This is a genomic window from Pseudomonas monteilii NBRC 103158 = DSM 14164, from assembly GCF_000730605.1.
GTDB classification, from domain to species: Bacteria; Pseudomonadota; Gammaproteobacteria; order Pseudomonadales; family Pseudomonadaceae; genus Aquipseudomonas; species Aquipseudomonas monteilii.
Genome location: NZ_BBIS01000048.1, coordinates 63,881 through 75,554 on the forward strand (window position 1 = coordinate 63,881; position 11,674 = coordinate 75,554).

10 protein-coding genes are annotated in these 11,674 nt (G+C 61.0%); 9 read left to right on the plus strand and 1 reads right to left on the minus strand.

Annotation, left to right across the window (positions count from 1 at the left end):
* Window positions 1-95: 95 nt before the first annotated feature.
* Window positions 96-1,658 (minus strand): bifunctional aminoglycoside phosphotransferase/ATP-binding protein, encoded by a 1,563-nt coding sequence (locus PM2_RS23070; RefSeq protein WP_016712059.1) that lies wholly within the window; start codon window positions 1,656-1,658, stop codon window positions 96-98.
* 115 nt (window positions 1,659-1,773) lie between these two features.
* Between PM2_RS23070 and mrcB the strand changes: the two genes are divergently transcribed.
* The 9 genes from mrcB to msrQ all read left to right on the plus strand — a co-directional run bounded on the left by mrcB (window position 1,774) and on the right by msrQ (window position 11,647).
* Entirely contained in the window at window positions 1,774-4,095 is a 2,322-nt protein-coding gene (gene mrcB / locus PM2_RS23075; RefSeq protein WP_016712058.1) for a penicillin-binding protein 1B, read from the plus strand.
* Window positions 4,096-4,110: 15 nt separating this feature from the next.
* A complete protein-coding gene (locus PM2_RS23080) occupies window positions 4,111-4,911 on the plus strand; it encodes a tetratricopeptide repeat protein (protein WP_033740684.1) in 801 nt (266 codons plus the stop codon).
* Complete coding sequence (locus tag PM2_RS23085; protein WP_016712056.1) at window positions 4,911-5,243, plus strand: YqcC family protein; 333 nt, start codon at window positions 4,911-4,913, stop codon at window positions 5,241-5,243. Before PM2_RS23080 ends, PM2_RS23085 begins: the two co-directional genes overlap by 1 nt.
* A 408-nt stretch (window positions 5,244-5,651) precedes the next feature.
* Window positions 5,652-7,376 (plus strand): acetolactate synthase 3 large subunit, encoded by a 1,725-nt coding sequence (locus PM2_RS23090; RefSeq protein ID WP_026020528.1) that lies wholly within the window; start codon window positions 5,652-5,654, stop codon window positions 7,374-7,376.
* Between the two features lies 1 nt (window position 7,377).
* Window positions 7,378-7,869, plus strand: a complete 492-nt coding sequence (ilvN, locus tag PM2_RS23095) for an acetolactate synthase small subunit (RefSeq protein WP_003250040.1) — start codon at window positions 7,378-7,380, stop codon at window positions 7,867-7,869.
* Between the two features lie 55 nt (window positions 7,870-7,924).
* Window positions 7,925-8,941: a ketol-acid reductoisomerase gene (gene ilvC, locus PM2_RS23100; protein WP_003250043.1), complete on the plus strand. Its 1,017-nt coding sequence runs from the start codon at window positions 7,925-7,927 to the stop codon at window positions 8,939-8,941.
* A 150-nt stretch (window positions 8,942-9,091) separates the two neighbouring features.
* Window positions 9,092-9,943: a CDP-diacylglycerol--serine O-phosphatidyltransferase gene (gene pssA / locus PM2_RS23105; protein WP_003250045.1), complete on the plus strand. Its 852-nt coding sequence runs from the start codon at window positions 9,092-9,094 to the stop codon at window positions 9,941-9,943.
* Between the two features lie 79 nt (window positions 9,944-10,022).
* Complete coding sequence (gene msrP, locus PM2_RS23110; protein ID WP_028699681.1) at window positions 10,023-11,036, plus strand: protein-methionine-sulfoxide reductase catalytic subunit MsrP; 1,014 nt, start codon at window positions 10,023-10,025, stop codon at window positions 11,034-11,036.
* Window positions 11,036-11,647 carry a protein-methionine-sulfoxide reductase heme-binding subunit MsrQ gene (gene msrQ, locus PM2_RS23115; RefSeq protein WP_028699682.1) on the plus strand — a complete coding sequence of 204 codons (612 nt, stop codon included), beginning with the start codon at window positions 11,036-11,038 and terminating at the stop codon, window positions 11,645-11,647. Before msrP ends, msrQ begins: the two co-directional genes overlap by 1 nt.
* The last annotated feature ends 27 nt before the right edge of the window (window positions 11,648-11,674 follow it).

An 11,674-nucleotide genomic window follows, 5' to 3' on the forward strand; every position in this document is an offset into this window, starting at 1 on the left:
CTTTTGCCATCGGGGGTGACGAGATGCCTTGAGCGGCATGTGCCGGCCTCTTCGCGGGTAAACCCGCGAGAGGCCGACACAGGAAAGCGGCGAACTTACAGCCCAGGCAAGCGCTGGCGAATCTGCTCGATCACCTGGTCCATGCTGCCGGCGGTCTGGGTATCGACCTGGGTGCTTTGCACAAGCTCCTGTCCATCCAGCGGCTCACGGCTGGCCTGTTGCGCCTTGACCACTTCCAGCGTGGCATCCGACGGGTCGCTGTTCTGCGCCTGGCGCTGCTCCAGCCAGCTGGCGATGACCGCATCCGGGGCGTGGCAGTCGAGAATCAGGAATGGTACACCGGTCTGGCTGGCAACGTCGGCCGCAGCCTGGCGCTGCTCACGCTTGAGGTAGGTGGCATCCAGTACCACCGGGAAACCGGCACGCAGCACGGTTGCCGCCACTTCGTGCAGGCGCTGGTAGGTCGCTACATTGGCGTCCTGGCCATAGATACCGGTGCGCAGTTGGCCAGCGTCGGCCTGCTGTTGTTCACCGAACAGGCGCTTGCGCTCGACATCAGAGCGCACGCGAATGGCGCCCAAGGCCTCCACCAGGCGCATTGCCACATGGCTCTTGCCCACTGCCGAAACGCCATGGGTGATGGCCAGGAGACGCGAAGGAATGGCGCTGTAGCTTTCTGCCAGGTTGGCGTAATTGCGGTAGGTGCGCAGGGTGGTGGCCCGTTGTACGCCATCGGCATTGGCCGGCATGCTGAACAGCGCGACCTTGGCCCGTACCAGGGCGCGATAGGCTTTGTAGAAGTTGAGCACTTCCAGGCCTTCATAATCCCCCGTCAGCTCCAGGTACTGGCTGATGAAGCGTCGTGCCAGGCACTTGAGGCCGCGGTCTTCCAGGTCCATGGCGAGGAAGCCGGTGTCGGCCCAGACATCGGTCTTGCGGAACGGTTCGTTGAACTCGATGCAGTCGAAGATCACCACCTGGCCGTTGATCAGGGTGGCGTTGCCCAGATGGATGTCGCCATGGCACTCGCGGGTGAAACCATTGGCCTTGCGTGAGGCAAACAGGCCTTGCAGCCGCTCGAAACTGCTCCGCGCCCAGGCTTGCAGGTTGTCCAGTTGCAGCAGGTCCGCCTTGTCGGTGAGGAATGGGCGGATCTGCTCGAAGTTCTGCTCGACCGGAGCCATGACGCTTTCAGGCGAACCGTAGGGCTGCTCGGCAGATACCTTGGGGGTCTGCAGGTGGAACTCGGCGATTTGCCGGGCCATCTGGTCGATGTGCGCGGCATTCAGTTCGCCGTTGGCCTGCAGGGTGCTGAGCATCTGCCCCTGGGGGAACTGGCGCATCTTCAGCGCGTATTCGATGGCCTCGCCTTCGCCACCGATCTGCGGCGCATCGACGCTACCGGTGATCGGCAACACTTCCAGGTAAAGGCCGTCGGTCATGCGCTGGTTCAAGCGCAACTCTTCGTTACAGAAATGCTGGCGCTGGTCCAGGCTGGTGAAGTCGAGGAATCCGAAGTTCATCGGTTTCTTGATCTTGTAGGCATACTCGCCGGTGAGCAGCACCCAGGAGATATGCGTCTCGATGAGCTGGAACCCATCCACAGGGTGAGGGTACAGGGCTGGGTTCTGCAACGCAGTGATAAGAGCTTGGCTCACGGCAAATCCTTCCGGGGCAAGGGAATTCGAATGCGCCATTATGGTCAATGGTGCCGTCCCTGCCTACCGCCGGGCCGTCTGCCCAGCCTTTATAAAGTGCGTATAATCCGCCGCCATGACCCGAACCCGAAATCCCCGTACCCCTCCGAAACGCCCGACCGGCCGCTCCCGCGCCTGGCTGGGCTGGGCTTTGAAGCTCAGCCTGGTAGGCCTGGTGATCGTTGCCGGCTTCGCGGTTTACCTCGATGCCGTTGTGCAGGAGAAGTTCTCCGGCAAGCGCTGGACCATCCCGGCCAAGGTGTATGCCCGGCCACTGGAGTTGTTCACCGGCCAGAAACTGAGCAAGAACGACTTCCTCACCGAGCTCGATGCGCTCGGTTACCGCCGTGAAAGTGCGGCCAACGGCCCGGGTGCTGCGGCGATCAACGGTAATACCGTCGACCTCAATACCCGAGGCTTCCAGTTCTACGAGGGCATGGAGCCGGCGCAGTTCGTGCGCGTGCGTTTCTCGGGCGATTACGTGGCGGGCCTTTCCGGCGCCAACGGCAAGGCACTGGATGTGGTGCGCCTGGAGCCGCTGATGATTGGCGGTATCTACCCGAAAAACCTCGAAGACCGCATCCTGATCAAGATCGACCAGGTGCCCAAGTACCTGCTCGAAACGCTGGTGGCCACCGAAGACCGCGACTTCTACAGCCACTTTGGCGTGTCGCCCAAGTCCATCGCCCGGGCCATGTGGGTCAACACCTCGTCCGGCTCGATGCGCCAGGGTGGCAGTACCCTGACCCAGCAGTTGGTGAAAAACTTCTACCTCAGCAGCGAGCGCAGCCTCAGCCGCAAGCTGACCGAGGCGATGATGGCGGTGCTGCTGGAGCTGCACTACGACAAGCGCGAAATCCTGGAGGCCTACCTCAACGAGGTGTTCGTCGGTCAGGACGGCCAGCGTGCCGTTCACGGCTTCGGTTTGGCCAGCCAGTTCTTCTTCAGCCAGCCGCTGTCGGAGCTGAAGCTGCACCAGATCGCCTTGCTGGTAGGTATGGTCAAAGGCCCGTCCTACTACAACCCGCGGCGTTACCCTGACCGCGCCCTGGCCCGCCGTAACCTGGTGCTGGACCTGGTGGCCGAGCAAGGCGTCGCCAGCCAGGCAGAAGTCGATGCAGCGAAGAAGATGCCGCTGGGCGTGACCAAGCGTGGCAGCCTGGCCGACAGCTCGTTCCCGGCCTTCCTCGACCTGGTCAAGCGCCAGTTGCGCCAGGACTACCGCGACGAAGACTTGACCGAAGAAGGGCTGCGTATCTTCACCAGTTTCGACCCGATCCTGCAGATGAAGGCCGAGACCTCGATGAACGAGACCTTCAAGCGCCTGGCGGGGCGTAAGGGCGCTGACGAGGTGGAGTCGGCAATGGTCGTGACCAACCCGGAAACCGGTGAAGTACAAGCCCTGATCGGCAGCCGCCAGGCAGGCTTCGCCGGCTTCAACCGGGCCATCGACGCTGTGCGCCCGATTGGCTCGCTGGTCAAACCGTCGGTGTACCTGACGGCGCTGGAGCAGCCGAGCAAGTACACCCTGACCAGCTGGGTGCAGGACGAGCCATTCTCGGTCAAAGGTGCCGACGGCCAGGTCTGGCGCCCGCAAAACTATGACCGCCGCCCGCACGGGACCATCTACCTGTATCAGGGGTTGGCCAACTCGTACAACTTGTCGACCGCCAAGCTCGGTCTGGAAGTGGGCGTGCCCAACGTGATCAAGACCATCGGCCGTTTGGGGGTGAATGTCGACTGGCCAGCCTTCCCGGCCATGCTGCTGGGTGCCGGCGGCATGTCGCCGATGCAGGTTGCGACCATGTACCAGACCATCGCCAACGGCGGCTTCAATACACCGATGCGCGGTATCCGCAGCGTGCTCACTGCCGAAGGCGAACCGCTCAAGCGCTACCCGTTCCAGATCCAGCAAACCTTCGACCCGGGCGCCATCTATCTGGTGCAGAACGCCATGCAGCGGGTGATGCGTGAAGGTACCGGGCGCTCCGTGTACAACACCCTGCCGCGCTCGCTGACCCTGGCGGGCAAGACCGGTACCAGTAACGACTCGCGCGACAGCTGGTTCTCCGGCTTCAGCCAGGACCTGCTGGCCGTGGTGTGGATGGGCCGTGACGATAATGGCAAAACGCCATTTACCGGTGCCACCGGTGCCCTGCAGGTCTGGACCAGCTTCATGAAGAAGGCCGACCCGCTGCCGCTGGACATGCCGCAGCCGGACAACGTGGTGCAGGCCTGGATCGACCCGTACACAGGTCATGGGTCTGATGCCAGCTGTCCGGGAGCGGTGCAGATGCCGTATATTCGCGGCAGTGAGCCCCCCGCCGGCGCGACCTGTGGCGGCGAGCAGGACCCAGTCGAATCGGTCATGGACTGGGTCAAGGGCTGGATGAACTAAGCACAGGCTGCATTGATGAGGTGTGACGTGAACAAGTGGCTGTTTCCTGCCGTGACGGCGCTGGCAGTGCTCCAGGGGTGCTCCAGCGTCCCGCGCGGCAATATTCCGGTGGTCGATTCGAGCACCCGCGTGTCCAACAGCGAACGCGTAACAGCCAACCGCACGGCGGGTGGCTATAACACGGGCACCGCCCAGGCGCAGACGCTACCCGAGGATTCTGGCGTCACCGTGATGATCCCGCAGGGCGCTGGCGCCTCGGGCATCCAGACGTTCCCGGCGGCCAATGGTTCGGCGCCAATCAGCACCTCGCCGATCACGCCTGGCCCGATTACCCCGGGCCCGGTAAGTTCGGCGCCAATGACCACCAATCCAAACCCGATCGCCGACGAACCCTTCGACATCGCCGCGATGAACAGCACCCCGCAGAGCTCCAGCGCGCCAACCGGCATTCCGCGCAGCAGTGCTGCCGGCGGGCTGTCTGCCGACGAGCAACTCGACGGCCCGGTACTGGCATTGCTGACCACCGCCAAGACCCAGCAGGGCAGTGGCGACTTCAACGGCGCCGCGTCTAGCCTGGAGCGTGCCCAACGCATTGCCCCGCGCGAGCCGCAGGTGTTGTACCGCCTCGCCCAGGTGCGCCTGTCGCAGGGTGATGCGGCGCAGGCCGAGCAGCTGGCGCGCCGCGCGCTCACTTACGCCAACGGCCGCCCAAGCCTGCAGGCTGAGCTGTGGAACACCATCGCCCAGGCCCGTGAAAAGCAGGGTGACAGCGCGGGTGCCGCACTGGCCCGGCAAAAAGCGCGGGTCAATTCGTAATGATCGAGCAACGCATTCTGGACATTGCCGACCACCTGTTGCTGATCGAGCGAGAGCTGCAGGTGCAAGGCTGGTGGGATGATGAACCGCCAAGCGACGAGGCATTGGCCAGTACCGTGCCGTTCGCCGTCGATACCCTCAGTTTCGAGCAATGGCTGCAATGGATCTTCCTGCCCCGCATGAAGATCATCATCGAGCTGGGCCACCCGCTGCCCAACGCGTCGAGCATTCTCGTCATGGCCGAAACCGTGTTTACCAACCGCCCGGAGCAAAGTCGTGAGCTTCGCCGCCTGTTGGCAGCTTTTGACCAATTGATCGCTCCTTCCGCCTGATTTCTTCAGTTTTTCCTTCAAGGGCCGCAGATTGTGGCCCTTTTTTTGCGAAATCTTATTAGTTCTGCTGCTGAAGCGATTTTTAGTGGTGGCGGGAATTCATCTTGGGGAAAAATTGGCAATAATTTTTCTTGACTTGTTGGCGCCGAATCACAAGAATCCAACTTCCGCTGTAGAGGGACTGCCAGAAGCAGACCCGCTAAGCAGATCATGAGGTGCACACCCGCACCGACCTGTTACACCCCGCAACGCGTTACCTCGCGCTGGGTGGGAAAACCCCGCAACACTCTGGGGTGCTCCCAATACTTGCTCAGTCAGTGCTGACGTTCGCTCATGCTCTGCTTGGCAGTAAACCTATTAAGACCCGTCCAGTGAGGGCGGTATTCTGGCGTTTTAGAGGTGAACAACGTGGAGCTTTTATCTGGCGCTGAGATGGTCGTCCGCTTCTTGCGTGACGAAGGCGTTAAGCACATCTACGGGTACCCTGGTGGTGCTCTCCTGCATGTTTACGACGCACTGTTCAAAGAACCGGAAGTGGAACACATCCTGGTTCGTCACGAGCAGGCGGCAACCCATATGGCGGATGGCTACGCCCGCGCCACCGGCAAGGCCGGTGTGGTGCTGGTAACCTCCGGCCCGGGCGCGACCAATGCCATTACCGGCATTGCCACCGCCTACATGGACTCCATTCCGATGGTCATCCTGTCCGGCCAGGTGCCTAGCACCATGGTGGGTACCGATGCCTTCCAGGAAACTGACATGATCGGTATCTCGCGGCCGATCGTGAAGCACAGCTTCATGATCAAGAACCCGACCGAGATCCCGGAAGTTCTGAAAAAAGCGTTCTACCTGGCGCAATCCGGTCGCCCAGGTCCAGTCGTGGTCGACATTCCAAAAGACATGACCAACCCGGCTGAGAAGTTCGAATACGTCTACCCGAAAAAGGTCAAGCTGCGCTCCTACAGCCCGGCGGTCCGTGGCCACTCCGGCCAGATCCGCAAGGCTGCCGAAATGCTGCTGGCGGCCAAGCGCCCGATCGTCTACTCCGGCGGTGGCGTGATCCTCGGCGGTGGCTCCGAAGCCCTGACCGAAATTGCCAAGTCGCTGAACCTGCCGGTCACCAATACCTTGATGGGCCTCGGTGGCTTCCCGGGTACCGACCGCCAGTTCCTCGGCATGCTGGGCATGCACGGCAGCTTCACCGCCAACATGGCCATGCACAACGCCGACGTGATCCTTGCCGTGGGCGCGCGTTTTGACGACCGCGTGGTAAACGGCCCGGCCAAGTTCTGCCCGAACGCCAAGATCATCCACATCGACATCGACCCGGCGTCGATCTCCAAGATGATCAAGGCCGACGTGCCAATCGTAGGGCCGGTCGACAGCGTGCTCAGCGAAATGCTCGGCATCCTCAAGGAAATCGGCGAGCAGCCTGACAAGGTTGCGCTGGATGCCTGGTGGAAGCAGATCGACGAATGGCGTGGCAATGGCGAGCTGTTCCCTTACGACAAGGGCGACGGCAACGTCATCAAGCCGCAGAAAGTCATCGAGACCCTGTGCGAAGTGACTCATGGCGATGCCTTCGTCACCTCCGACGTGGGCCAGCACCAGATGTTCGCGGCGCAGTACTACCGCTTCAACAAGCCGAACCGCTGGATCAACTCCGGTGGCCTGGGCACCATGGGCTTCGGCTTCCCGGCGGCGATGGGCGTCAAGCTCAACTTCCCGGACCAGGACGTCGCCTGTGTGACTGGCGAAGGCAGCATCCAGATGAACATCCAGGAGCTGTCCACCTGCATGCAGTACGGCCTGCCGGTGAAGATCGTCAACCTGAACAACGGTGTGTTGGGCATGGTTCGCCAGTGGCAGGACATGGCCTACAACGGTCGTCACTCGCACTCGTACGTCGAATCGCTGCCTGACTTCATCAAGCTGGCCGAGGCCTATGGCCATGTGGGTATCCGCATCACCAGCCTGAAGGACCTCAAGCCGAAGCTGGAAGAAGCGTTTGCGATGAAGGACCGCCTGGTGTTCATCGACATCGCGGTTGACCGCAGTGAGCACGTCTATCCGATGCAGATCAAGGATGGCTCGATGCGTGACATGTGGCTGAGCAAGACGGAGCGTACCTGATATGCGGCACATCATTTCCCTGCTGCTGGAAAACGAACCCGGTGCTCTGTCCCGCGTGGTCGGCCTGTTCTCCCAGCGCAACTACAACATTGAAAGCCTGACCGTGGCGCCGACCGAAGACCCGACCCTGTCGCGTCTGACGCTGACCACCGTTGGCCATGACGAAGTGATCGAGCAGATCACCAAGAACCTGAACAAGCTGGTCGAAGTGGTCAAGCTTGTCGACCTGTCGGAAAGCGCTCATATCGAGCGTGAACTGATGCTGGTCAAGGTCAAGGCCACCGGTGCCCAGCGCGCCGAGATCAAGCGCACCACGGATATCTTCCGTGGCCAGATCGTCGATGTGACCGCCAGCGTGTACACCGTACAGCTGAGCGGTACCAGCGACAAACTGGACAGCTTCATCCAGGCGATCGGCACTGCATCGATTCTCGAAACCGTGCGCAGCGGCGTTACCGGCATTGCCCGTGGCGACAAAGTGCTCAGCATCTAAATTCAAAAATTAGTGATGGCTCCGCAGGGGCCGAGATATAACCAGGGGTATTTTCATGAAAGTTTTCTACGATAAAGACTGCGACCTTTCCATCATCCAGGGCAAGAAAGTCGCCATCATCGGTTACGGCTCCCAGGGCCACGCTCAGGCGTGCAACCTGAAGGACTCCGGTGTAGACGTTACTGTCGGTCTGCGTAAAGGTTCGGCTACCGTTGCCAAGGCTGAAGCCCACGGCCTGAAAGTTGCTGACGTTGCTACCGCTGTCGCTGCGGCTGACCTGGTCATGATCCTGACCCCGGACGAGTTCCAGGGCGCGCTGTACAAGAACGAGATCGAGCCGAACATCAAGAAGGGCGCTACCCTGGCCTTCTCGCACGGCTTCTCGATCCACTACAACCAGGTTGTGCCACGTGCCGACCTCGACGTGATCATGATCGCGCCGAAGGCCCCGGGCCACACCGTTCGCTCCGAGTTCGTCAAAGGCGGCGGCATCCCTGACCTGATCGCTATCTACCAGGACGCTTCGGGCAACGCCAAGAACGTCGCCCTGTCCTACGCTTCGGGCGTTGGCGGTGGCCGTACCGGCATCATCGAAACCACCTTCAAGGACGAGACCGAAACCGACCTGTTCGGTGAGCAAGCCGTTCTGTGCGGCGGTACCGTCGAGCTGGTCAAAGCCGGTTTCGAAACCCTGGTCGAAGCTGGCTACGCGCCAGAAATGGCCTACTTCGAGTGCTTGCACGAGCTGAAGCTGATCGTTGACCTCATGTACGAAGGCGGCATCGCCAACATGAACTACTCGATCTCCAACAACGCCGAATACGGTGAGTACGTCACTGGCCCGGAAGTCATCAACGAAGAATCCCGCAAGGCCATGCGCAACGCCCTGAAGCGCATCCAGGACGGCGAATACGCGAAGATGTTCATCTCCGAAGGTGCTACCAACTACCCATCGATGACCGCCAAGCGCCGCAACAACGCCGCTCACGGCATCGAAATCATCGGCGAGCAACTGCGTTCGATGATGCCGTGGATCTCGGCTAACAAAATCGTCGACAAGACCAAGAACTAAGTCTTATCGAAAGATTAAAAACGCGGCTTCGGCCGCGTTTTTTCGTTCTGGCAGTCCGCTTCTGGTATAAAGCAGACCAGTGGCCTGCCGTCAGAACCTGTTTCGCAGGCCCGTGTCGAACATTTTCCATCCTGTTGCAAGGTACCCTCCATGAGCGAACGTCCTGAAGAGCCGAACAAGCCCTCCGACGCCGAAAGCCTGCTACCTGTCGATGAGCACGTTGAAGAAGGGCATGACGCCGAAGGGCGCAAGGTGCGTCACCGCGGCATCTATTTGCTGCCCAACCTGTTTACCACCGCAAACCTGTTTGCCGGTTTCTATTCCATCATCAGCTCGATGAGCGCGCAGAGCGCCCTGAGTGCCGGTGACCCGCGTGAGGCGAGCAAGTACTTCGCCTTTGCCGCCATCGCCATCTTCGTGGCCATGGTGCTCGACGGCCTGGATGGCCGCGTTGCGCGCATGACCAATACCCAGAGTGCCTTCGGCGCCGAGTACGACTCGCTGTCGGACATGGTTGCCTTCGGCGTGGCCCCAGCCTTGCTGGCCTTCGGCTGGGCGCTGGGTGACATGGGCAAGGTCGGCTGGATGGTCGCCTTCATCTATGTGGCCGGTGCAGCACTGCGCCTGGCACGCTTCAATACCCAGGTCGGCACCGCCGACAAGCGCTACTTCATTGGCCTGGCCAGCCCGGCTGCCGCAGGTGTGGTGGCGGGTACCGTGTGGGCGTTCAGCGACTACGGCATCCAGGGCTCCAAGCTGTCGTTCCTGGTGGCGCTGTTGGTAGCGGCTGCCGGCATGCTGATGGTCAGTAACATCAAGTACAACAGTTTCAAGGAGCTGGACCTCAAAGGGCGCGTACCGTTCGTGGCCATCCTGGCGGTGGTGCTGGTGTTTGCCGTGGTATTCAGCGATCCACCGCGCATCCTGCTGCTGATCTTCCTCGCCTATGCGGCATCGGGGCCGATCCAGTTCCTGTTGAAGGCGCGCCGGCGCAAAGCGTAAAAATCGCTTAATGCTGGAATAACCCTCCGGCTCCATAGTCTTACTGGTACATCCGTTATCCAGTGCTGTGGAGCCGCCCATGCTCATCAAGCTTCCCAGGTCTTCCGAGTGCAAGGCGTCGGAGATCACCCCCGAAGGCATCTACCTTTCCCGTCGCACCCTGCTGGGTGGCTCGTTGGCCGGCCTGGCGCTGGGTGCGTTGCCGCGCATGGGGATGGCGGCAGAGCCCAGTCGATATGCTGATGTCGAGGCAGGCAAGGCGCCAGGCTGGTTCAGTGACAAGCTTTCTTCTGCTCACTGGCAGGCTGTGACGGTGCAGGGGGAGGCGATTACGCCTTTCAAGGATGCCACCCACTACAACAACTTCTATGAATTCGGCCCTGACAAGGGAGACCCGGCGGCTTATGGCGACAGCCTGCAGACCGAGCCATGGTCGGTTGTAGTGGATGGTGAGGTAGGTAAGCCAGGCCGCTATGCGCTGGAAGACTTCGTTAAACCCTATCAGCTTGAAGAGCGCATCTACCGGTTGCGTTGCGTCGAAGCCTGGTCGATGGTCATTCCCTGGTTGGGCATTCCCTTGGCGCAGGTGCTCAAGCAGGTCGAGCCGACTTCGAAGGCGCGCTACGTGCGCTTCGAGACATTGAAAGACCCGCAGCATCTGCCGGGGCAGCGCTCCGGGTTCGCCCTGATCGACTGGCCTTATAGAGAGGGGTTGCGGCTGGATGAAGCAATGCACCCGCTGGCGATCCTGGCGGTGGGCATGTATGGGCGGGTGTTACCCAACCAGAATGGAGCGCCGTTGCGGTTGGTGGTGCCCTGGAAGTATGGCTTCAAGAGCATCAAGTCGATCGTGCGCATCAGCCTGGTGGCTGAACAGCCCGCGACCACTTGGCAAGGGTTGGCGCCGGATGAGTATGGCTTCTATGCCAACGTGAACCCGACGGTCGACCACCCGCGTTGGACCCAGGCGCGTGAGCGGCGCTTGCCCAGCGGGTTGTTCAGCCCCAATGTGCGTGAAACACAGATGTTCAATGGCTACGCTGATGAAGTGGCTTCACTGTACAGCGGGCTGGATCTGCGGAAGAACTATTGATGCGCTATCCCTGGTTTCGCCTGGCCATCTTCGTTGTGGGGTGCCTGTTCCCGGCGTGGTGGTTGTATGAGGCAGCGATAAATCTGCTGGGGCCGGACCCCGGCAAGGTCATGATGGATCGTCTTGGGCTCGGGGCGCTCACTTTCCTGCTGGTGACCTTGAGCATGACGCCGCTACAGAAGCTGACAGGCTGGTCGGGCTGGGTCGTGGTGCGTCGGCAGCTGGGGCTGTGGGTGTTTGCTTACATCGTGCTGCACATCCTGGCCTACCTGTTCTTTATTCTGGGGCTGGATTGGGGGCAGCTGGCGGTGGAGCTGCGTAAGCGGCCTTACATTATTGTGGGGGCGCTGGGGTTTCTCGGCTTGCTGGCCTTGGCGGTGACCTCGAATCGCTACAGCCAGAGGCGGTTGGGGGCCAGGTGGAAGAAGTTGCACAGGTTGGTGTACGTGATTCTTGGCTTGGGGTTGCTGCACTTTTTGTGGATCGTGCGCTCGGACCTCAGGGAGTGGGCGATCTATGCAGGGGTTGGCACTTTACTGATGCTGCTGCGTATTCCGGCTATTACGCGGGCTCTGCCCAAGTTCGCCCGTGGGCGGGGTAGGGCAGTTTGAAACATTTCTGAAGATAAGGGTTGACGC

What these genes read in the sequence shown, in the direction of transcription:
- msrP (WP_028699681.1), top strand. Translation starts at nt 10,023, where the DNA reads ATGCTCATCAAGCTTCCCAGGTCTTCCGAGTGCAAGGCGTCGGAGATC.
- pssA (WP_003250045.1), top strand. Translation starts at nt 9,092, where the DNA reads ATGAGCGAACGTCCTGAAGAGCCGAACAAGCCCTCCGACGCCGAAAGC.
- PM2_RS23080 (WP_033740684.1), top strand. Translation starts at nt 4,111, where the DNA reads ATGAGGTGTGACGTGAACAAGTGGCTGTTTCCTGCCGTGACGGCGCTG.
- ilvC (WP_003250043.1), top strand. Translation starts at nt 7,925, where the DNA reads ATGAAAGTTTTCTACGATAAAGACTGCGACCTTTCCATCATCCAGGGC.
- PM2_RS23085 (WP_016712056.1), top strand. Translation starts at nt 4,911, where the DNA reads ATGATCGAGCAACGCATTCTGGACATTGCCGACCACCTGTTGCTGATC.
- ilvN (WP_003250040.1), top strand. Translation starts at nt 7,378, where the DNA reads ATGCGGCACATCATTTCCCTGCTGCTGGAAAACGAACCCGGTGCTCTG.
- mrcB (WP_016712058.1), top strand. Translation starts at nt 1,774, where the DNA reads ATGACCCGAACCCGAAATCCCCGTACCCCTCCGAAACGCCCGACCGGC.
- msrQ (WP_028699682.1), top strand. Translation starts at nt 11,036, where the DNA reads ATGCGCTATCCCTGGTTTCGCCTGGCCATCTTCGTTGTGGGGTGCCTG.